Genomic DNA, 22331 nt, shown 5'->3' with positions numbered 1-22331 from the left:
ATCACGCGATGGGTAATGCGAATTTTGCGAGAGAGGCCGAGGCCGCGGTTGAGGCCGACAGCCTCGCCGCCAGCCTGGAATGGCGCGCTTTCGCGCAAGCGGCGCACGGCGCCGCGCTGGACGCGGGCGCATTGAAGGTGATCGAGGCGGCGGGCCTGTGCGTGGACCTGACCATGCAGCGGCAATCGCCCGCGCTGGAGGCGGCCGCGCTGGCGCTGCTGCGCGCCCGCGGGCTGGACGCGGCGCGGCAGGCGCTGTTCTCCGGCGGCCCGGTCAACTGGACCGAGGGCAAGCCGGCCTGGCACACCGCGCTGCGCGCCGGCCGCACCCGCGAACAGCCGGACGGCCAGGACCGGGACTCGGTCTGCGAGTATTCGCGCATGGCCGATTTCGTGCGGCACGTCGACCAGAACGCCGACTTCGCTACCGTGCTGCACATCGGCATCGGCGGCAGCGACTGGGGCCCGCGCCTGGCGATCCAGGCCTTCGGCGGCCCGGGCCAGCGCCGCCAGATCCGCTTCGTCTCCAACATCGACGGCCATGCCTTCCATGACGCGGTGGCCGGGCTCGACCCGCGCCGCTGCCTGGTGGTGGTGTCGTCCAAATCCTTCACCACGGCCGAGACCCTGCACAACGCCCGCGCCGCCATCGCCTGGCTGCGCCAGGGCGGGGTGGCCGACCCGTCGGCGCACCTGGCGGCCGTGACCGCCAACGCGCCCGCCGCGCGCGCCCTCGGGGTGCCGGCGAGCCAGGTGTTCCGCATGTGCGACTGGGTCGGCGGACGCTATTCGGTCTGGTCGGTGGCCGGGCTGTCGATTGCGCTGACGGTGGGCGCCGACGTGCTGATCGGCATGCGCGCCGGCGCCGAGGCCATGGACCAGCATTTCCAGCAGGCGCCGCTGGGCGCCAACGCGCCGGTGCAGCTGGCGCTGGCCGGCCTGGTCAATTGCAGCGTGCTGGGCCACGGCTCGCTCAATATCGCGGCCTACAGTGCGCGGCTGCTGCACCTGGTGACCTACCTGCAGCAGCTCGAAATGGAATCGCTGGGCAAGCGCGTCGGCGGCGACGGCGCCGCGGTGGACGTGCCGACCGCGCCGATCATCTGGGGCATGCCCGGCACCGACGGCCAGCACACTTTCTTCCAATGGCTGCACCAGAGCGCGCATGGCGCGCCGGTCGATTTCATCGCCAGCCTGCAGGGCCACCCGAACAGCCCCGACGCCCACCGCATGCTGCTGGCCAATTGCCTGGCGCAGCGCCAGGCCCTGTTGCGCGGCAAGGACCTGGAGCAGGCGCTGCTGGACGTGGCCCATGTCGAGGACCCCGGGCAGGCGCTGACGCTGGCGCACCACATGGTGCATCCGGGCGGGCGGCCATCCACGCTGATCGTGCTGCGCCAGCTGGAGCCGCGCGCGCTGGGCGCGCTGCTGGCGCTGTATGAGCACAAGGTGTTCGTGCAGAGCGTGGTGTGGGGCGTCAATCCGTTCGACCAGTGGGGCGTGGAACTGGGCAAGCGGCTGGCCACCGGCATCGAGCGCGAGCTGGCGGTGCCGGTGGCGGCCGGCGTGGTCGACTGGGGCCACGACGCGTCCACCTCGTACTGGATCGACCGCTATCGCGGCCACGCCCAGGCGCCGCAACCGCGCCATGCCCGGCTGCCCGGCGTGGCGGCGCATCTGTGACGGGGAGCCGGCCATGAGCGAGATGCGCGTGCTGGTCACGGGCGGCGCCGGCTACATCGGCGCCCACACCCTGGTGGCGATGCTGGCCGCCGGCCAGCGGCCGCTGGTGCTGGACAACTTCAGCAACGGCAGCCCGGAGGCGGTGCGGCGGGTCGAGCGCCTGTGCGGGACGCCGATCCCGCTGGTCGAAGGCGACATCCGCCAGACCGGCCTGGTGCAGGCCTTGCTGGCGCGCGAGGCGCGGCGCGGCGAGCCGGTGCAGGCGGTGCTGCACCTGGCCGGCTGCAAGGCCGTCGGCGAATCGGTGGCCGACCCGCTCAAGTATTACGACAACAACGTGGCGGGCTCGATCGCGCTGCTGCGCGCCATGCGCGACGAGGGCGTGACGCGGCTGGTGTTCAGCTCGTCGGCCACCGTCTATGGCGAGCCGCGCTCGCTGCCGTTCACCGAGGCGCATCCGCTGGCGCCGGCCAATCCCTATGGCCGCAGCAAGCTGATGGTCGAGCAGATGTTGCGCGACCTGTGCGCGGCCGAACCGGGCTTCGGCGCGGTCACGCTGCGCTACTTCAATCCGATCGGCGCGCATCCCAGCGGCCAGATCGGCGAGAGTCCGCGCGACGTGCCCAACAACCTGTTCCCGTACATCACGCAGGTGGCGGTGGGGCGGCAACCGTTCCTGAACGTGTTCGGCGACGACTACGCCACCGAGGATGGCACCGGCGTGCGCGACTACCTGCACGTCATGGACCTCGCGCAGGGCCACGTTCAGGCGCTGGCCTATGCCACCGGCCATCCCGGCTTCGTCGCGGTCAACCTGGGCACCGGGCGCGGCACCAGCGTGCTGGAACTGGTGCACGCGTTCGAGCGCGTCAGCCAGCGCCGCATCCCGCTGCGCACCGGGCCGCGCCGCCCCGGCGATATCGAGCGGATGTGGGCCGACCCGGCGTTGGCGGCGTCGCTGCTGGGCTGGCACAGCACCCGCGGGGTCGAGGCCATGTGCGCCGACGGCTGGCGCTGGCAGCAGGGCAACCCGCGCGGCTACGACACCGATCCGCCGGCGGCATAACCCCAACGCCGTGTCGGATGGGTTCCGCGAAGCGGGCCGAGCGGTTACAGTTGACGGATATATTGCAAAGCAGCATCGCCGCGCGGCCCCGCCGCCGTGGGCGATGCACCGTCATCGAGGCCCCCTCATGTTCGATTCTCTTCCGTCTGCCGTTCCGTCCGGCGCCCAGCAGGGGCTGTTCCTATGAGCGGCCCGGCCTATCTTCCTTCCGCCCACTGGAACCTGGACAGCATCGTCTCGGGCCTGCGCGAGGCGCGCGTGGCCTGGCGCGGCCCGCGCGGCCGCCTGCGCGAAGACGCCGGCCTGCGCGAGTTCCCGTCGCAGGAAAGCCTGCGCCAGATCATCAAGGACCTCTGTGGCGCCTTGTTCCCGATGCGCCTGGGGCCCATCGACCTGCGCGAGGAAGTCGAGGATTTCTACGTTGGCCACACCATCGGCGCGGCGCTGGACGCGCTGCTGCACCAGGTCGGCCTGGAGCTGCAATACGTCGGCCGCGATGATCCGGTGCTGCTGGCCGATTCGCAGCAGCGCGCCATCGAGATCGTGCGCCAGTTCGGCGCCGAGCTGCCGCGCGTGCGCGCCGCGCTCGACCTGGACGTGACCGCCGCCTACCAGGGCGACCCGGCCGCGCACAGCGTCGACGAGGTGCTGCTGTGCTATCCCGGCGTGGCCGCCATGATCCACCACCGCCTGGCCAACGTGCTGTACCGCCTGGGCGTGCCGATGCTGGCCCGCATCGTGGCCGAGATCGCCCACGCCGACACCGGCATCGACATCCACCCGGGCGCGACCATCGGCCGCAGCTTCTTCATCGACCACGGCACCGGCGTGGTGATCGGCGAAACCGCCATCATCGGCGACCGCGTGCGGCTCTACCAGATGGTCACGCTGGGCGCCAAGCGCTTCCCGCCGGGCGAGAACGGCGAACTCAAGAAAGGCCTGGCGCGCCACCCGCTGATCGAAGATGATGTGGTCATCTACGCGGGCGCCACCATCCTGGGTCGCGTCACCATCGGCAAGGGTTCGACCATCGGCGGCAACGTCTGGCTCACGCGCAGCGTGCCGCCGGGCAGCAACGTCACCCAGGCCAGCCTGGTCAGCGACATGCCGGATTGCGGCCTGGGCGGCTGATACGGCGTCCGCGTTTCGGCTGGGCGGCCCTGGCGCCGCCCGCTTCTCGCCTGGGCGGCACTGACGCCCGGGATTCGATACGGGAGCCTGGATGGACACACGTGTTTCGGATCTGGCCGCGCTGCGCGGCTTCGTCGACCGCCACCCGCGGCTGTTCGTGCTGACCGGGGCGGGCGTCAGCACCGATTCCGGCATTCCCGACTACCGCGACACCGACGGTGAATGGAAGCGTTCGCCGCCCATGACGCTGCAGACCTTCATGGGCACCGAACTGGCGCGAGCGCGCTACTGGGCCCGCAGCATGGTGGGCTGGCGCCGCTTCGGCAAGGTGCAGCCGAACGCCTCGCACCGCGCGCTGGCGCAATTGCAGCAGCGCGGGCGGGTGTCGGTGCTGGTGACGCAGAACGTCGACGGCCTGCACGAGGCCGCCGGCAGCCGCGACGTGCTCGACCTGCACGGCCGGCTCGACCAGGTGCGCTGCATGAACTGCGACTGGCGCGGCGGCCGCGACGCCTGGCAGGACGCGCTGCACCAGCACAACCCCGACTGGATCGCCTTCGAGGCCGACGACGCGCCCGATGGCGACGCCGACCTGGAGGGCGTGGACTTCGCCTCGTTCCAGGTGCCGCCCTGTCCGGTCTGCGGCGGCATCGTCAAGCCCGACGTGGTGTTCTTCGGCGAGACCGTGCCGCGCGAGCGCGTCGACCGCGCCAATGCCGGCCTGATGGCGGCCGACGCCGTGCTGGTGGTGGGCTCGTCGCTGATGGTCTATTCGGGCTACCGCTTCGTCACCGCGGCCTCGCGCAATGGCATGCCGATCGCGGCCATCAACCTGGGCCGCACGCGGGCCGACAACCTGCTGACGCTCAAGGTCGAGCTGCCCAGCGCCATGGCGCTGGAGGCGCTGACGGCGGCCTAGAAAGAGACGGGGTGGGGACAGAGCGGCGGCCGGTTTTTGACCGGTTTAACCAAGTGCCCGCCCTGTAAGGATTTTTTTGCGCCGTTACAGACCTTTCCATAGGGTTGTCCACAGATACTGTGGATAATTCCTAGGGATTACCCCGATTTTGCGAGGATTTCCCGGCGCGTTGGCGGCGAATGTCAAGTCTCGGCGTCGGGAATCGCGTCGCCCAGCAGGGCCTTGCGCGCCGCGTGCCAGCTGCCCGCGTCCGGGGCGTACAGCAGGCCGCCGCTGCGGTGGGTGGGCTTGTAGGGCGAGCCGTCGAAGCGCGCCGCGTAGCCGCCGGCCTCGCGGTGCAGCAGCCAGCCGGCAGCGTGGTCCCAGGCGGTCAGCTGGTTGTACAGCGCGATGTGGCTGTGGCCGGCCGCCAGCATGCGGTATTCGTGGGCGGCGCAGCGCAGGCAGGCGGTGCTGCCCAGGCGCGACAGGTTGCCATTGACCATGGTGCGCAGCGGCTCGGGCAGGAAGCCCGTGGAGATCAGGCCGTCCATGTCCTCGGGCGGGGCGGGGCTGGCGACCGCCAGTTTCGCCTGCTTGCCGTTCTCGTATTCCATCCACGCGCCTTCGCCGCGCACCGCCAGCGCGCTGTCGCGGTTGACCGGGTCGTAGATCACGCCGGCGATCACGTCGCCGCGATGGCAGGCGGCGATCATCATGCCGAACAGCGGCAGGCCGGCGACATAGTTGCGGGTGCCGTCGATAGGGTCGATCAGGAACGCCAGGTCGGCGTCCACCAGCATGTTGAGCAGGGCGGGGTTGCGGGTCGAGGCTTCCTCGCCGATCAGCACGGCGCCCGGATGCAGCTTGGACAGGCGCGCGGCGATCAGGCGCTCGGCGGCTTCGTCGGCATCGGTCACCAGGTCGCGCGGCGAACTCTTGTCGCGCACGCTGCCCTCGGGCAGGTTGCGAAAGCGCGGCATGACCTCCGTCTGCGCGGCTTCGGCCAGGATGCCGGCCAGCTTGCGGGTGTCCTCACGGGTAAAAGATCTGCTCATAGTCGCTTGTCCAGGGAACGCGCAAATCTATCACGCCTGGGCTGCATTTGATCGCGATTTATAACCGTATGAACTTAAAGGGGATTTTGTACCTGTGCAGGAGTTATCTGCCAGGTTGTCCACAATTCCTGGGGATAAACGGGACCGGAGCCCCGTTTATCCGCCCCGGGCGGGCGCCCGGGGGGAGGGTGGGCGCGCTCAGGCGCCCAGGTCGACGCAGAGGTACTTGATCTCGAGGTATTCCTCGATGCCGTACTTCGAGCCTTCGCGGCCCAGGCCGGACTGCTTGACGCCGCCGAACGGGCCGACTTCGTTGGAGATCAGGCCGGTGTTGATGCCGACGATGCCGTATTCCAGCGCCTCGGACACGCGCCAGATGCGGGCGTAGTCGCGGGTGAAGAAGTAGGCGGCCAGGCCGAAGATGGTGTCGTTGGCCATGCCGATGACTTCGTCTTCGGACTCGAAGCGGAACAGCGGCGCCACCGGGCCGAAGGTTTCCTCGGTCGCGAAGCGCATCGACTGGGTCACGTCGCGCACCACGGTCGGCTCGAAGAACGTGCCGCCCAGCGCGTGCGGCTTGCCGCCGGCGATGACCTTGGCGCCGTGCGCGGTGGCGTCGGCGATGTGCTCCTGCACCTTCTCGACCGCGCTGGCGTCGATCAGCGGACCTTGCGTCACGCCGTCGCCGAAGCCGTCGCCGACCTTCATGGCGTCGACCTTGGCCACCAGGCGCTTGGCGATTTCCTCGTACACGCCGGCCTGCACGTAGATGCGGTTGGCGCAGACGCAGGTCTGGCCGGCGTTGCGGTACTTCGAGGCCAGGATGCCGTCGACCGCGCGGTCCAGGTCGGCGTCGTCGAACACGATGAACGGCGCGTTGCCGCCCAGTTCCAGCGACAGCTTCTTGATGGTGGGGGCGCATTGCTCCATCAGCGTGCGGCCGACTTCGGTCGAGCCGGTGAAGCTCAGCTTGCGCACCACGTCGCTTTCGCACAGCGCCGCGCCGATGTCGCGCGAGCTGCCGGTGATGACGTGGAACACGCCCGCCGGCACGCCGGCCTCTTCGGCCAGCACCGCCAGCGCCAGCGCGGTCAGCGGCGTCTGCTGGGCCGGCTTGACCACCATGGTGCAGCCGGCGGCCAGGGCCGGGCCGACCTTGCGGGTGATCATGGCGGCCGGGAAGTTCCACGGCGTGATGGCGGCGGTGACGCCGATCGGCTGCTTCAGCGCCAGCAGGCGCTGGCCGGCCTTGGGGCTTTGCAGCACGTCGCCGTCGATGCGCTTGGCTTCCTCGGCGAACCACTCCAGGAACGAGGCGGCGTAGGCGATTTCACCGGCGGCCTCGGTCACGGGCTTGCCCTGTTCCGAGGTCATGATGGCGGCCAGGTCCTGCTGGTTCTGCATCATCAGCTGGGCCCACTTCAGCAGGATCGCGGCGCGTTCCTTGCCGGTCTTGGCGCTCCAGGCGGGCAGGGCGGCCTCGGCGCTGGCGATGGCCTGCTCGGTTTCCTTGCGGCCCAGCTTGGGCACCGACACGATGGTCTTGCCGGTGGAGGGATTGTCCACGGGGATGGACGGGCCGTTGCCGGCCGTCACCCACTTGCCGTCGATGTAGCAGGCGTCGCGCAACAGTTCAGGACGCGACAGGGGATGAGTCAACGAAGTCATTGCAAAAATCTCCTTGATGGGAACGCGGCCGGCAAAGCGGACGCGGGCGCGGCGCGCATCCCTGGGCGGAATCCGCCGGGAATGCTCGCCACGCCCGCAATCGTCATGCCTGCCAGCCGAAAAACCGGATGATCGGGTCTCGCGGCCTCAGGCGGCCAGGGCTTCGGCCAGGATGGCCAGCGCGCGGTCGAACTGGGCGTCGGGGATGGTCAAGGGGTACAGGAAACGCAGGACGTTGCCGTACACACCGCAGCTTAGCAAGATCAGGCCTTGCTCGATGGCGCGGGCCTGCACCTTCTTGACCGCCTCGGCGTCGGGCTTGCCGTTGGCGTCGTTCAGTTCCACCGCGACCATCGAACCCAGGCCGCGCACGTCGGCGATGCCCGGCACCTTGGCGCGCAGGCTCTCGAGGTGGGCGCGCAGCTTGTCGCCCAGTTGCACGGCGCGTTCGCACAGCTTTTCCTCGGCGATCACGTCCAGCACGGCGTGGGCCGCGGCCACCGCCAGCGGGTTGCCGGCGTAGGTGCCGCCCAGGCCGCCCGCGGCCGGGCCATCCATGACGTCGGCGCGGCCGACCACGCCCGAGATCGGGAAGCCGCCGCCCAGGCTCTTGGCCATGGTGATCAGGTCGGCCTGCACCGAGTGGTGCTCCATGGCGAACAGCTTGCCGGTGCGGCCGAAGCCGGTCTGCACTTCGTCGGCGATCAGCAGGATGCCGTGTTCGTCGCAGACCTTGCGCAGGGCCGTCATCAGTTCGGGCGGGGTGATGTTGAAGCCGCCTTCGCCCTGCACCGGTTCGATGATGATCGCGGCGACGCGCTTGGGATCGATGTCGACCTTGAACAGCAGGTCCAGCGCCTTGAGCGAGTCGGCCACGCTGATCGACTGGGTGCCGTTGGGGAACGGCACGTGGTAGATGTCGCCCGGCATCGGGCCGAACGACAGCTTGTAGGGGGCGACCTTGCCGGTCAGCGCCATGCCCAGCATGGTGCGGCCGTGGAACGAACCCGAGAAGGCGATGACGCCCGAACGGCCGGTGGCCGAGCGCGCGATCTTGATGGCGTTTTCGACGGCTTCGACGCCGGTGGTGAAGAAGGCCGACTTCTTCAGGCCGTCGATCGGGGCCAGGCGGTTGATGCGCTCGGCCAGCGAGACGTAGCCTTCGTACGGCACGATCTGGTAGGCCGTGTGGGTGAAGTTGTCGAGCTGGGCGCTGACGGCGGCCTTGACCTTGGGATGCAGGTGGCCGGTGTTCAGCACCGCGATGCCGCCCGCGAAGTCGATGTATTCCTTGCCGTTGGCGTCCCACAGCGTGGCGTTCTCGGCGCGCACGGCATAGAAATCGCACATGACGCCGACGCCGCGCGGCGTGGCCAGGGAACGGCGGGTATTCAAATCCTGATTCTTCATCTCAGCCTCGAATGGCAAGTGGGCGGTAAAACCCTACTTTAATGCTACTATGGCCCCATTGGTGGGAACCACTTTTATAAATCAGGTAGAACCAATTGCGGTCCATCGTCGGAGACTTGCTACAGCTGCGCCTGGCCGATGCCGCGGGCGGGCCGATGAACAAGCGCCTGTACCACGGTATCCGCGAGGCCATCCTGGATGGTTCCATTGCCGCCGACTCGCGCCTGCCCGCCTCGCGCGACCTGGCTACCGAGCTGGGCATCGCCCGCAATACCGTGGTGCACGTCTATGGCCAGTTGCTGGCCGAAGGCTATACCCGCAGCCTGCAGGGCAATGGCACCTTCGTCAACGCTTCGCAGCCCGACTCCTACCTGGCCAGCGGCCGCCAGTCGCGCCGCGCGCCGGTGCCGCAGCCGCGTCCGGCGCTGTCGGCGCGCGGCGCCGCCATCGTCGACGGCGTGTCGGCCTCGCCCTACCAGTGGGGCGCCTTCATGCCGGGCGTGCCCGACCTGACCGAATTCCCGCACAAGAAGTTCGGCCGCATCTTTTCCGCGCTGTGGCGCAATCCCGCGCCCGACCTGCTGACCTACGCCTACGGCGGCGGCCTGCCGGCGCTGCGCGAAGCGCTGGCGCAGCACCTGGCGCTGACGCGCTCGATCGATTGCGACCCCGACCAGATCCTCATCACCGAAGGCTCGCACCAGGCCATCGACCTGGCCACCCGCATCCTGGGCGAGGCTGGCGAGACCGCCTGGGTCGAGGACCCGGGCTACTGGGGCGCGCGCACGGTGCTGCAGGCCAACGGGCTGCACACGGTGCACCTGCCGGTCGACGAGGAAGGCATGCGCCTGCCGGACGCCGACGCGGCGCCCGGCATGGCGCCGCCGCGCTTCATCTTCGTGACGCCGTCGCACCAGTATCCGCTGGGGCCGGTGATGTCGCTGGCGCGGCGCCGGCAACTGCTGGCGGTGGCGCGCCGCCACGGCAGCTGGATCATCGAGGACGACTACGACAGCGAGTTCCGCTTCTCGGGGCGGCCGATCGCCTCGCTGCTGGGGCTGGAGCCGGACGCGCCCGTGATCTACATGGGCACCTTCAGCAAGACCCTGTACCCGGGCCTGCGGGTCGGCTACCTGGTGCTGCCCAAGCCGCTGACCGCGGCGTTCCAGGCGGCCCACGCCGAGCTCTACCGCGAAGGCCACCTGATGACGCACGCGGCGCTGGCCACCTTCATCGCCGAGGGCCACTACGCCGCCCACATCCGCCGCATGCGCATGTTGTACGCGCGCCGCCGCGCCATGCTGGTCAACCTGATCGAACGGCGCCTGGGGCCCGAGTGGCTGCACCGCGACGCCAGCCTGGCCGGCCTGCACCTGGTGCTGACGCTGCCGCCGCACCTGGACGACCTGCGGGTGGTCGAGGTGGCGCGCCGCAAGGGCGTGCTGACGCGGGCGCTGTCGCGCTACTACGTCGGCGCCGAAGGCCGCCGGCCCGGCCTGCTGCTGGGCTATGCCTGCGTGCCCGAGCACGACATCGCGCGCAAGTTCGAGGTGCTGCTCGAAAGCCTGGCCGAGGTGGCGCGCATGACGCCCGCCGCGCCGGCGGTGGAAGTGGCGCAGCCGGCCTGACGCGGGCGCTGAAAGCCGGCGGCGAACCGGGGGGGCGTCCCACGGCCCGCGCGTTCGGATCGCGCCGGCCCCCGTCAGTCCAGGCGGTTCTGTCCGCCGCCCAGCGCCGCCGCGAACGCCGTGGCGTTGCGCATGCCCTGGTCCTCGAAGTTGGTGTTGAACACCGCGTGCGCCTGTCCGCTTTGCCGCGCCAGTTCCTGGAAGCGGCGCGCCAGTTCGGCCAGCTCGGCCTCGGAATATTCATATTGGAAGCGCCCCGACGACGCGGCGCCGTTGGCGTTCCAGGTGGCGGCGTTGCGCCCGTGCAGGCGCAGCAGCGTCAGGTCGGGGTGGGTGCATGCCCACACCGCCGGCACGCTGTTGTCGAACCCCTGCGGCGCGTCCACCACGGTATGCACCAGGCCCAGCTCGCGCTCGAACGCCAGCGTGGCGTCCGTGGCCGGGGCCGAGTCGAACCAGCTGCGGTGGCGGAACTCGACCGACAGCAGGTGTTCCGGCAGGCGCCGCGCGCATTCGGCCACCAGCGCGTGGCCGCGCGCGTCGCGCCGCAGCCAGGGCGGGAACTGGAAGTGCACCGCGCCCAGCTTGCCGGCCATGCGCAAGGGTTCCAGCGCCAGCGTGTAGCGGCGCCAGAGTTCGTCGCGCAGGTCGCCCGGCATGGCGTGGTGGTAGATGACCGGCTCGGGCCAGTCGTCCAGTTCGCGGCGGATGTCGGCCGGCAGCGACGCCAGCGGCGTCTGGTGGCCGGTGAAGAGCCGGTAGGCCTTGATATTGAAGACGAAATCGTCGGGCGTGCGCTGCGCCCACAGATAGGCGTTGTCGGCGCTGGGCAGGGCGTAGTAGCTGGAATCGACCTCGGCCAGCCCGAAGCGGCTGGCGTAGAAACGCAGCCGTGACTGGGCGTCATGCGCCTCGCGCGGGTAGAAGCGGCCGCACGCCAGCAGCGTGGGGTCGGTCCAGGAAGCGGTGCCGGCAAGCAGGCGCATGGGAAAACGGGCGTAGCGGGAGCGGGAGGCGATGCGGTTATGATACCTGGATATATACCCAGGTATCGGGCCGCGCCGAGCGCGCCCGCCGCCGTCCATCCCGCGCCCCATGTCCGACCAGAATCCCGCCAACCCGTCCAGCCGTCCCGATCCCCTGGCCGACCTCAACCCCGCCCAGCGCGAGGCCGCCGAGTTCGGTGTCGGCGGCGCGGGCGACGACGGCCCGCTGCTGGTGATCGCCGGCGCCGGCTCGGGCAAGACCAACACCCTGGCGCACCGCGTCGCCCACCTGATCCTGAACGGCGCCGATCCGCAGCGCATGCTGCTGCTGACCTTCTCGCGTCGCGCGGCCCAGGAAATGGAACGGCGCGTCGGCAGCGTGCTGCAGCGGGTGATGAACCTGCGCGGCAGCCAGCAGGCGCCATCGCTGCCATGGGCCGGCACCTTCCATGCCATCGGCGCGCGCCTGCTGCGCGACTGCGCCCAGCGCATCGGCCTGTCCGAGGCCTTCACCATCCATGACCGCGGCGATGCCGAGGACCTGATGGGCATGGTGCGCCACGAGCTCGGCCTGTCGGCCACCAAGTCGCGCTTTCCGCTCAAGGGCACCTGCCTGGCGATTTACTCGCGCGTGGTCAACAGCCAGACGCCGGTGGCCGACGTGCTGCACGGCACTTTCCCGTGGTGCGCGCAATGGGAAGACGAACTCAAGAACCTGTTCCGCGCCTATGTCGCCGCCAAGCAGGACCAGCAGGTGCTCGACTACGACGACCTGCTGCTGTACTGGGCCGAGATGATGGGCGACGCGGCCATCGCCGCCGATGTCGGCGCGCGCTTCGACCACGTGCTGGTGGACGAATACCAGGACACCAACCGCCTGCAGGCCGCCATCCTGCTGGCCATGAAACCCGATGGCCGCGGCCTGACCGTGGTGGGCGACGACGCCCAGTCGATCTATTCGTTCCGCGCCGCCACGGTGCGCAACATCCTCGACTTCCCGGCCCAGTTCCCGCAGCCGGCGCGCGTCATCACGCTGGACCGCAACTACCGTTCGACCCAGCCCATCCTGACCGCCTCCAACGCCGTCATCGGCCTGGCGGCCGAGCGCTACGCCAAGGATCTCTGGAGCGACCGGCCGTCGTCGCAATTGCCCGAGCTGGTCACCGTCAGCGACGAGGCCGGCCAGGCCCGCTGGGTCGCCGACCAGGTGCTGGCGCAGCGCGAGGGCGGCGCCACGCTCAAGTCGCAGGCCGCGCTGTTCCGCACCTCCAGCCACAGCGCCGCGCTGGAACTGGAACTGACCCGGCGCAACATCCCCTTCGTCAAGTTCGGCGGCCTGCGCTTCCTGGAAGCGGCGCACGTCAAGGACCTGCTGTCGCTGCTGCGCTGGGCCGAGAATCCGCGCGGGCGCATGGCGGGGTTCCGCGTGGCCCAGTTGCTGCCCGGCATCGGCCCGGCCACCGCCGGCAAGCTGATGGACGCCATGGCGCAATCGGCCGAGCCGCTGCGCGCGCTGCGCGAATTCAAGCCGGGGGCGGCGGCGCAGGCGGAATGGGGCGCGTTCGCCGATACCTACGCGGCGCTGGCCGACCCCGGCCTGCGCTGGCCGGCCGACGTCGACCTGGCGCTGCGCTGGTACGCCGGCCAGCTCGAACGGCTGTACGACGATGCGCGGGTGCGCAAGACCGACCTGGACCAGCTGGCGCGCATCGCCGCCGGCTATCCGTCGCGCGAGCGCTTCCTGACCGAGCTGACGCTGGACCCGCCCGACGCCACCAGCGACGAATCCGGCGCGCCGTCGCGCGACGAGGACTACATGATCCTGTCCACCATCCACTCGGCCAAGGGCCAGGAATGGAAGGCGGTGTACGTGCTGAACGTGGTCGACGGCTGTATCCCGTCCGACATGAGCACCGGCAGCGCCGAAGAGATCGAGGAAGAGCGGCGCCTGTTGTACGTGGCCATGACGCGCGCCAAGGAACGCCTGCAGCTGATCGTGCCGCAGCGTTTCTACGTGCACCAGCAGACCGGCATGGGCGACCGCCATGTCTACGGTTCGCGCACCCGCTACATCACCAACGCCATGCTGCCGCTGTTCGACCACCTGCCCAAGCCGCCCGACCTGCCGGCGCGCGAGGCCAAGGCGCCGCAGGCCCCCAGCGTGGACGTGGCCAAGCGCGTGCGCAACCTGTTCGCCTAGCGTCGTCGGCCGATCCCGGGCGGCCCGCGCGGGCGCGCCGGTGGGCTATCATCGGCCGATACGTTGCACCCGCAGGGCTCGCATCGCCAGAGGATGTCTATGTCTACCGAAGAGAATGCCGCCGCCGCTGCGCCCAAGAGCGAAGTCGTGGCGTCCATCGCCTATGTGAATGGCCGGCGCGACCACGAGGTGCCCATCGAGGAGGTGGGCAAGCACGTCGATCCCAAGCACGGCATGCTGTGGATCGGCCTGCGCAATCCCAGCCCCGAGCGGCTGGCGGACGTGGTCAATCAGCTTGGCGCCTGCGACAAGAACCAGGAAGAAATGCTGGAATCGCACCGCCGGCCCAAGATCATCGACTACGGCAACATGGTGCTGATCGTCGCCATCACCGTCGAGGTCGAGGCCGAGCGTCCCATCTTCGGCGAAACCCAGTTCCTGATTGGCGAAGGCTTCCTGGTGACCGTGCGGCGCGGCGCCACTGCCGGCCACAGCCCCCTGCGCGAACGGCTCGAAGCCGCGCCCGACCTGCTCAAGCGCGGCAGCGATTACGTCGCCTCCGAATTGCTGGATTGGCTGGTGGACCGCTATGTGGCGGCGGCCGGCAAGATCGAATCGGTGGTCGAGGGCGCCGAACAGAAGCTGCTGATCCGCGGCGCCAAGGATTCGGACATCCGCAAACTGTACCGCCAGCGCCGCGACCTGCTGCGCATCCACACCGTGGTGTCGCCGCTGGCCGAGATCTGCCGGCGCCTGGCGCGGGTCGAGATGTCGGCCGTGGACGAGCACGCCCGGCCGTATTTCGGCGAGGTGGCCGACCGCGTGCTGCGGGTCGACGAGCTGTTCAATTCGCTGCGCGAGTCGCTGGCGTTCGCCTTCGAAGCCAGCCTGATGATCGGCCAGGCGGCGCAGAACGACACCACCCGCAAGCTGGCGTCCTGGGCCGCCATCCTGGCGGTGCCCACGGCCATCGCCGGCATCTATGGCATGAACTTCAAGTTCATGCCCGAGCTGGAGTCGCCGTTTGGCTATCCCGTCACGCTGGGCGTGATCGTCTCGGTCTGTTCGTTCCTGTACTGGCGCTTTCGCAAGTCTGGCTGGCTCTAGCGCGGCCCCGGCCGCGACCGTGACGGCGCGGGCGCACGAGGCCGCCCGGCGCCGCCCGGGCTGTGGCAAACTGCCTGCGTTTTCCTCTTCGGAGCCCGGCCCGTGCGCGGCAATTCCCCCTTTCGCGGCGGCAGCAAGCTGACCGCCCTCGTCGTCGCCCTGATCCTGGCGGCGGCGGGCGCTATCGTCAACTGGCTGCAGCCGTCCCGCCAGGGCGGCGAGCGTCCGGCCGAACGGCCCGGCGCCAGCGCGCCGGCTTCGCAGGGCCGGCCGGGCGCGGCCCAGGCCGGCGCCGTGCCGGCCGGCAGCTATACCCTGACCGGCATGATCGTCAACGTGGCCGACGGCGACACCGTGACGCTGCGCGCGCCCGACGGCCAGCGCCGCATCCGCATGGACAGCATCGACGCGCCCGAGGAAGGCCACGGCGCCGACCAGCCCGGCCAGCCCTACGCCGAGGCCTCGCGCCAGCACCTGGCCAGCCTGGTGGCCGGCAAGGCCCTGACCGCCCAGTGCTACCTGAAGGACCAGTACGGCCGTGACGTCTGCGCGCTGATCCTGGACGACGGCCGCTCGGCCAACCGCCTGCAGGTCGAGGCCGGCTACGCCTGGGCCTACACCGCGCGCCAGGGCGAATACCTGAACGACAAGGCCATGCCCGACCTGCAACGCCAGGCCAAGGCCGCCGGCCGCGGCCTGTGGGCCGGCAAGGAACCGATGCAGCCCTGGAAGTGGCGCTACGACTGCTGGCGCCAGCGGCAGTGCGGCTGATGGCCGCGGGGTAATCCGTCCTGGTGTGTGCGCGAAATCGCGTCCGCAAGTTCCCTAGGGGGATGCCAGGGTACTGGGGCGGATGCACCTTTGCTATCCTCTGTCGCACTGAATTGAAGGAAAGGTTTCCATGCGTGCTTTGATGCGGCTCTGGGCGGCGGCCATGATGCTGTTGCTGGCGTTGGCGGGCTGCTCCCGGGAGGGCAGTCCCATCAACAGCCCCTATCCGACCGGCGCCGAAGGCCAGAACACGCTGTATTCCGCTTTCGTCAAACGCTCGCCCAAGTACCTCGACCCGGCCAGCTCTTATTCCACCGACGAAACCCCATATACCTACAACATCTATGAGACGCTGTACGGCTACCACTATCTCAAGCGGCCCTACGAACTGATTCCGCGCGCCGCGGCCTCGATCGACCCGCCGGTCTACCTGGACGCGCAGGGCAAGGAACTGCCGGCCGACGCGCCCGGCGAGCAGATCGCCCAGAGCGTCTACGACATCAAGATCAAGCCCGGCATGCGCTTCGCGCCGCATCCGGCCTTCGCCCGCAAGACCGACGGTGGCTACGACTACTTCCCGATCGCGCCCGAGGAACTGGCCGACAAATTCGCCATTCCCGATTTCCCGCGCACCGGCAGCCGCGAACTCACCGCCGACGACTACGTCTACGCCTTCCGCCGCCTGGCCAGCCCGCGCGTGGTGTCGCCGATCTATTCGCTGATGGCCGAATACGTGAGCGGCCTGAAGGACTACGGCGACCGCCTGCGCGAGCGCGACAAGGCGCTGCGCCGCGATCTGCCGGGCGGCGCCGGCGCCTCGTGGCTGGACCTGCGCGAGGCCGATGGCTTCACCGGCGTGCAGGCGCTCGATCCGCACACGCTGCGCATCCGCGTCAACGGCAAGTATCCGCAGTTCAAATACTGGCTGGCGATGACCTTCACGGCGCCCGTGCCCTGGGAGGCCGACCGCTTCTACAACCAGCCCGGCATGGCCGAGCACGACCTGTCGCTCAATACCTGGCCCGTCGGCACCGGCCCCTACATGCTGGCCGAGTCGCTGCAGAACCGCCGCCACGTGCTGGCCCGCAACCCCAACTTCCATGGCGAGCCCTATCCCTGCGACGGCGAGCCGGGCGACCGCGCGGCGGGCCTGCTGGCCGATTGCGGCAAGCCCACGCCGTTCATCGACCGCGCCGTCTTCAGCGTCGAGAAGGAAGCCATTCCGCTGACCGGCAAGTTCATGCAGGGCTACTACGACCTGCCGCAGATCGAGCGCGGCGAATACGGCGTGGCCATGCTGGTGGCCGCCGGCGACAGCCAGGACAAGGCGCGCAAGTACGCCGAGCATGGCATCCGCCTGCCCACCACGGTCGAGACCGCCAACTGGTACATGGGCTTCAACTGGCTCGACCCGGTGGTGGGCAAGGGCGACACGCCCGAGCAGGCCGAGAAGAACCGCAAGCTGCGCCAGGCCATCAGCATCGCCTTCGACTGGGAAGAGTACGTGGCGGTGTTCGAGAACAGCCAGGCCTCGGTGGCCTACGGCCCGGTGCCGCCCGGCGTGCTGGGCTACCGCGAACCGCCCGAGGGCGTGAACCCAGTGGTCTACGACCTGGTCGACGGCAAGCCGGTGCGCAAATCCATCGACACCGCGCGCAAGTTGCTGGCCGAGGCCGGCTACCCCGATGGCCGCAACGCCGTGACCGGCGCGCCGCTGGTGCTGTACTACGACTCCATGACCGGCGGCGGCTCCAATCCGCAGTTCGACTGGATGCGGCGGCAGATGGCCAAGATCGGCGTGCAGATGGACGTGCGCTCGACCGACTACAACCGCTTCCAGGACAAGATGCGGCGCGGCTCGGCGCAGATCTTCCTGTGGGGCTGGAACGCCGACTACCCCGACGCCGAGAATTTCCTGTTCCTGCTGTACGGCCCCAACGCCAAGGCCAAGAACGGCGGCGAGAACGCCGCCAACTACGACAGCCCCGAATACGACAAGCTGTTCGAGCAGATGAAGTTCCTGGACGACGGCCCCGCAAAGGAAGCCCTGATCCAGCGCATGGTCGCCATCGTGCAGCGCGACGCGCCGTGGATGTTCGGCTACTTCCCGATGTCGGGCGGCGCCTACCAGCAGTGGGTTGGCAACGCCAAGCCCACCCAGATGGTGCGCAACACGCTGCAGTACATGAAGATCGATGCCGCCCTGCGCGAACGCAAGATCGATGAATGGAATTCCCCCATCTGGTGGCCGGTGGGCCTGTTCGTGCTGCTGATCGCGCTGGCGATCTGGCCGTCCTACGTGGCGCTCAAGCGGCGCGAACGCCAGACCGCCTTCGCCCAGGCGTCCCGCAAGGAGCATCAATCATGATCGGCTACGTCATCCGCCGGCTGCTGTACGGCGTGCTGATCCTGATCGGCGTGAACCTCTTCACCTTCATCCTGTTCTTCGCGGTCAACACGCCCGACGACATGGCGCGCCTGGCCATCGGCGGCCAGCGCATCAGCCAGGACGCGGTCGAGAAATGGAAGGTCGAGCACGGCTACGACAAGCCGCTGTTCTACAACGCCCAGGCCAAGGGCGCGTCGCAACTGACCGACACCGTGTTCTACCAGCGCTCGGTGCCGCTCCTGGCGATGGACTTCGGCGCCTCCGACGGCGGCCGCGACATCGGCCGCGAGATCCAGACCCGCATGGGGCCGAGCCTGGCGCTGGCGGTGCCGACCTTCTTCCTGGGGCTGTTCGCCAGCATCGTGTTCTCGCTGACGCTGGTGTATTTCCGCGCCACCCGGCTCGACTTCTGGGGCGTGGTGGTGTGCGTCATATTGCTGTCGATCTCCAGCCTGTTCTACATCATCGCGGGGCAGTGGATGTTCGCCAAGCTGCTGCGGCTGGTGCCGTTCTCGGGTTTCGAGGGCGGCCTGGACATGGTCAAGTTCCTGGCGCTGCCGGTGCTGGTGGCGATCGTCTCGCGCCTGGGGCCCGAGGCGCGCTTCTACCGCACCCTGTTCCTGGAAGAGATCGGCAAGGACTACGTGCGCACCGCGCGCGCCAAGGGGCTGGCCGAGCGCGTGGTGCTGTTCCGCCACGTGCTGCGCAACGCCATGCTGCCGATCTTGACCAGCACGGTTGCCGCCTTGCCGCTGCTGTTCATGGGCAGCCTGATCGCCGAATCGTTCTTCGGCATCCCGGGCCTGGGCAGCTACACCATCGACGCCATCAACGCGCAGGACTTCTCCATCGTGCGCGCCATGGTGTTCCTGGGCGCGTCGCTGTACATCGTGGGGCTGATCCTGGCCGATATTTCCTACACGCTGGCTGACCCCCGCGTCCGATTCGAGTAGCCGCCATGCCCAAGTTCGTATTCCTCTGGACCGACATTGCGCTGTGGCTGATGGTGCTGGGCGCGCTGGCCTATGCCTGGCACGTGCGGCGCAGCCCGAACCTGCGTTCGACCTGGTCGCGGGTGGCGCGCGACACGCCGGCGATGTGCTCGGCGGTGGTGCTGGCGGCGTTCGCGCTGGTCGGCCTGCTCGATTCCGTCCACTATCGCCCGCAACTGCCGCCCGCGCCGGGCGTCGCCGCCGACGCCGCGCCGGTCTACGCGCCGGCGGTCAAGTCGGCGCTGGATGGCCTGCTGCGCGGCAGCGTGCTGACCCAGCCCGAAAAGACCTACTCCAGCCCGCTGGCGGTGCGCCAGTTCACCAAGGAGACCCTGCTGGTCGACGACAAGCCGGTGCGCGACTTCCCGCGCTTGCGGGCGGCCGGCACGCACCTGGCCGACCCCGACCGCGACCACCTGGGCGACGTCTATTACCGCCTGGGCCTGGGGCTCGCGGCGGGGCTGGCCGTGTCGCTGATCGGCGCCGGCCTGCTGTTCGCCTGCCTGGCGCGGCGCGGCGGCGCGGCGACGGCGGCCGAGGCCCTGCTGGGCGGGCGCGCCGAGGTGCCGTGGCGCGCCATGGCCATCACCTTCACCCTGCTGTGCCTGGTGACGGGGGCGCTGGCCGGGCTGTCCAGCGGCTACCACGCCCTGGGCACCGACCGCATCGGCAACGACGTGCTGTGGCAGGCGCTCAAGAGCATCCGCACCGCGCTGGTCATCGGCAGCCTCACCACGCTCGCCATGCTGCCGCCGGCCATCGTCTTCGGCATCGCGGCCGGTTATTTCAAGGGCCGCGTCGACGACGCCATCCAGTATCTCTACACCACCATCACCTCGATCCCGGGCGTGCTGCTGGTGGCGGCCTGCGCCCTGATGATGCAGGTCTACATCGACAACCACGCCGACCTGTTCGACACCTCGGCGGCGCGCGCCGACCTGCGCCTGTTCCTGCTGTGCATGATCCTCGGCTTCACCGGCTGGGCCGGGCTGTGCCGGCTGCTGCGCGCCGAGACCCTCAAGCTGCGCGAGCTGGAATACGTGCAGGCCGCGCGCGCCTTCGGCGTCTCGCACTGGCGCATCATGACGCGCCACCTGCTGCCCAACGTCGCGCACCTGGTGCTGATCACCGTGGTGCTGGAGTTCTCCGGGCTGGTGCTGTACGAGGCGGTGCTGTCGTACCTGGGCATCGGCGTCGATCCCAGCATGAATTCGTTCGGCTCGATGATCGATGGCGCGCGCCTGGAAATGTCGCGCGACCCGATGATCTGGTGGAACCTGATGACCGCGTTTCTCTTCATGCTGGCGCTGGTGCTGGCCGCCAATCTGTTCGCCGACGCCGTGCGCGACGCCTTCGATCCGCGCACCCGCCGCTACAAGCCGGGCCGCCTGCCCGGCATGGGCTGGTTCGGCCGCCGCCCGGGGGCCGCGCTGGCGGCCGATGCCCGATCCACCAAACCGGGAGACGCGCCATGAGCCAGGATATCCGCCAAGACGCCCCCTTGCTGGCCGTGCGCGGCCTGGACGTCGACATCGCCGGCGAAAGCGGCATGACGCACGCCGTCAAGCGCCTGCAGCTGGCCATCTCGCAGCGCGAGACCTTCGCCCTGGTGGGCGAGTCCGGCTGCGGCAAGAGCATGACCGCGCTGGCGCTGCTGCGCCTGCTGCCGGACGCCGGCCGCATCGTCGGCGGCCAGATCGACCTGGATGGCGAAGACCTCAACCGCCTGCCCGAGAGTGCCATGCGCGGCGTGCGCGGCGGCCGCATCGGCATCATCTTCCAGGAACCTTCCACCAGCCTCAACCCGGTGATGCGGGTCGGCGACCAGATCATCGAAACGCTGGTGGCGCACACGCCGCTGCGCGGCGCCGCGGCGCGGGCGCGCGCCATCGACTGGCTGCGGCGGGTCGGCATCCCCGAGCCCGAGCGGCGCGTGGACGACTATCCGTTCCAGTTCTCCGGCGGCCAGAAGCAGCGCGTCATGATCGCCATCGCGCTGGCGGCCGAACCCTTGCTGCTGATCGCCGACGAGCCCACCACGGCCCTCGACGTCACCGTGCAGGCGCAGGTGCTGGCGCTGCTGGCCGACATCCAGCGCGAGATCGGCATGGCGGTGCTGCTCATCACCCATGACCTGGCGGTGGTGCGCAACGTCGCGCACCATGTGGCCCTGATGCGTGGCGGCGAGATCGTCGAAAGCGCCAGCGCCGAGGAATTCTTCCGCGCGCCCAAGCACCCCTACGCGCGCCAGCTGTTCGACGCCATTCCCACCTTCGAGAAGCGCGGCGTGCCGCTGAGCGAGGCCGGCCGCGCCGCCCTGGGCGCGGATGCGGCCGTGGCGCGCAAGCGTCCGCGCGAGCCCGGCGTGGTGCTGGACGTGCAGGACCTGAAAGTCCATTACCCGGTGCGCAAGGGGCCGTTGCGGCGCGTGGCGTCGTGGGTCAAGGCGGTCGACGGCGTGACCTTCAGCCTGCGCGCCGGCGAGACCCTGGCGCTGCTGGGCGAGTCCGGCTGCGGCAAGACCACCACCGGCAAGGCGCTGCTGCGGCTGATCGACGGCGCCCGCATTTCCGGCCGCGCCATGCTGCAGGGGCAGGACCTGCTGACCGCCGACCGCGCCCGGCTGCAGCGCCTGCGCCAGGACATCCAGATCGTGTTCCAGGATCCCTACGCCTCGCTCGATCCGCGCATGCGGGTCGGCGACATCCTCGACGAGGGCCTGGAATCGCTGCGCCGCGGCATGAGCGCGCAGGCGCGCCGCGACCGCGCCGTCCGGCTGGTCGAACGCGTCGGCCTGCCGGCCAATACGCTGGCGCGCTATCCGCACGAGTTCTCGGGCGGCCAGCGCCAGCGCATCGCCATCGCGCGGGCTTTGGCGGTCGAACCCAAGGTGCTGATCTGCGACGAGCCGACCTCGGCGCTGGACGTGTCGGTGCAGGCGCAGATCCTGGACCTGCTGCGCGAGTTGCAGGACGAGCTTGGCATCGCCTACCTGTTCATCACCCACAATTTCGGCGTGGTCGAGTACCTGGCCGACCGCATCGCGGTGATGGAGGGCGGCCGCATCGTCGAACTGGGCGAGGCCGACGCCGTGCTGCATGCGCCGCGCCAGGACATGACGCGCCGGCTGCTGGAAGCCGTGCCGCGGCTGCAATTCGGCCAGGCCTGATCCGGCGCCTTCCCTCGCCGCCGAGGCGGGGGCGCGCCGGAATCATGCGATACTGTCCTTTCGAACACCGCGAAAAACGATCCCGCGCGTGACGCCGCCGCCCGGCCGCGTGCCGCCCGGATCGCGCACACGTCACCCGGCCCGCCAGGCCAGGTCGGCCAGCGATTCCCCCGACA

Annotated in this window: 16 protein-coding genes; 12 read left to right on the top strand and 4 right to left on the bottom strand. The window is 69.7% G+C overall.

All coding sequences use genetic code 11. From position 1 onward, the window contains the following. The first annotated feature begins 8 nt into the window (after positions 1-8). The 4 genes from pgi to AC1HFW_RS14915 all read left to right on the top strand — a co-directional run bounded on the left by pgi (position 9) and on the right by AC1HFW_RS14915 (position 4798). Entirely contained in the window at positions 9-1682 is a 1674-nt protein-coding gene (gene pgi, locus AC1HFW_RS14930; RefSeq protein WP_479284122.1) for a glucose-6-phosphate isomerase, read from the top strand. A 13-nt stretch (positions 1683-1695) separates the two neighbouring features. Further along, on the top strand, positions 1696-2748 hold the full coding sequence (gene galE, locus AC1HFW_RS14925; protein WP_035360708.1) for a UDP-glucose 4-epimerase GalE: 1053 nt from the start codon (positions 1696-1698) through the stop codon (positions 2746-2748). 183 nt (positions 2749-2931) lie between these two features. After that, the gene (gene epsC / locus AC1HFW_RS14920; RefSeq protein ID WP_006390285.1) at positions 2932-3879 is read left to right on the top strand and encodes a serine O-acetyltransferase EpsC; all 948 of its coding nucleotides are present in this window, start codon (positions 2932-2934) and stop codon (positions 3877-3879) included. Positions 3880-3970: 91 nt separating this feature from the next. Then, positions 3971-4798: an NAD-dependent protein deacetylase gene (locus AC1HFW_RS14915; RefSeq protein ID WP_479284119.1), complete on the top strand. Its 828-nt coding sequence runs from the start codon at positions 3971-3973 to the stop codon at positions 4796-4798. A 182-nt stretch (positions 4799-4980) separates the two neighbouring features. Here the strand turns inward: AC1HFW_RS14915 and AC1HFW_RS14910 are convergent, their stop codons facing one another. The 3 genes from AC1HFW_RS14910 to AC1HFW_RS14900 all read right to left on the bottom strand — a co-directional run bounded on the left by AC1HFW_RS14910 (position 4981) and on the right by AC1HFW_RS14900 (position 8913). After that, positions 4981-5835 carry an inositol monophosphatase family protein gene (locus AC1HFW_RS14910; RefSeq protein ID WP_479284118.1) on the bottom strand — a complete coding sequence of 285 codons (855 nt, stop codon included), beginning with the start codon at positions 5833-5835 and terminating at the stop codon, positions 4981-4983. A 198-nt stretch (positions 5836-6033) separates the two neighbouring features. Continuing rightward, positions 6034-7503, bottom strand: coding sequence for an NAD-dependent succinate-semialdehyde dehydrogenase (locus AC1HFW_RS14905; RefSeq protein ID WP_061073902.1), 1470 nt, complete (start codon positions 7501-7503; stop codon positions 6034-6036). A 147-nt stretch (positions 7504-7650) separates the two neighbouring features. Continuing rightward, positions 7651-8913, bottom strand: a complete 1263-nt coding sequence (locus AC1HFW_RS14900) for a 4-aminobutyrate--2-oxoglutarate transaminase (RefSeq protein ID WP_479284116.1) — start codon at positions 8911-8913, stop codon at positions 7651-7653. Between the two features lie 95 nt (positions 8914-9008). Here AC1HFW_RS14900 and pdxR point away from each other — a divergent pair, with 95 nt between their 5' ends. Beyond that, the gene (gene pdxR, locus AC1HFW_RS14895) at positions 9009-10541 is read left to right on the top strand and encodes a MocR-like pyridoxine biosynthesis transcription factor PdxR (protein WP_479284114.1); all 1533 of its coding nucleotides are present in this window, start codon (positions 9009-9011) and stop codon (positions 10539-10541) included. Positions 10542-10615: 74 nt separating this feature from the next. Here pdxR and AC1HFW_RS14890 read toward each other — a convergent pair whose 3' ends face one another. Then, a complete protein-coding gene (locus tag AC1HFW_RS14890; protein WP_006390279.1) occupies positions 10616-11527 on the bottom strand; it encodes a DUF72 domain-containing protein in 912 nt (303 codons plus the stop codon). Between the two features lie 109 nt (positions 11528-11636). Here AC1HFW_RS14890 and AC1HFW_RS14885 point away from each other — a divergent pair, with 109 nt between their 5' ends. The 7 genes from AC1HFW_RS14885 (at position 11637) to AC1HFW_RS14855 (ending at position 22155) form a co-directional block, all read left to right on the top strand. Next, a complete protein-coding gene (locus AC1HFW_RS14885; protein ID WP_479284112.1) occupies positions 11637-13727 on the top strand; it encodes an ATP-dependent helicase in 2091 nt (696 codons plus the stop codon). A 99-nt stretch (positions 13728-13826) separates the two neighbouring features. Beyond that, positions 13827-14834 carry a magnesium and cobalt transport protein CorA gene (locus tag AC1HFW_RS14880; RefSeq protein ID WP_061073904.1) on the top strand — a complete coding sequence of 336 codons (1008 nt, stop codon included), beginning with the start codon at positions 13827-13829 and terminating at the stop codon, positions 14832-14834. 102 nt (positions 14835-14936) lie between these two features. Next, positions 14937-15605 carry a thermonuclease family protein gene (locus AC1HFW_RS14875; RefSeq protein ID WP_479284110.1) on the top strand — a complete coding sequence of 223 codons (669 nt, stop codon included), beginning with the start codon at positions 14937-14939 and terminating at the stop codon, positions 15603-15605. 130 nt (positions 15606-15735) lie between these two features. Further along, on the top strand, positions 15736-17973 hold the full coding sequence (locus AC1HFW_RS14870) for an ABC transporter substrate-binding protein (RefSeq protein ID WP_085943696.1): 2238 nt from the start codon (positions 15736-15738) through the stop codon (positions 17971-17973). Continuing rightward, positions 17970-18947 (top strand): ABC transporter permease, encoded by a 978-nt coding sequence (locus AC1HFW_RS14865; protein ID WP_006390274.1) that lies wholly within the window; start codon positions 17970-17972, stop codon positions 18945-18947. The genes AC1HFW_RS14870 and AC1HFW_RS14865 overlap by 4 nt, the downstream gene beginning before the upstream one ends. Before the next feature lie 5 nt (positions 18948-18952). Continuing rightward, the gene (locus AC1HFW_RS14860) at positions 18953-20461 is read left to right on the top strand and encodes an ABC transporter permease (protein ID WP_479284107.1); all 1509 of its coding nucleotides are present in this window, start codon (positions 18953-18955) and stop codon (positions 20459-20461) included. Between the two features lie 8 nt (positions 20462-20469). Beyond that, positions 20470-22155 carry an ABC transporter ATP-binding protein gene (locus tag AC1HFW_RS14855; RefSeq protein ID WP_104021858.1) on the top strand — a complete coding sequence of 562 codons (1686 nt, stop codon included), beginning with the start codon at positions 20470-20472 and terminating at the stop codon, positions 22153-22155. The last annotated feature ends 176 nt before the right edge of the window (positions 22156-22331 follow it).

This window comes from Achromobacter sp. ISS7 (assembly GCF_056523125.1).
This window is presented reverse-complemented; position numbering and strand designations above follow the sequence as displayed.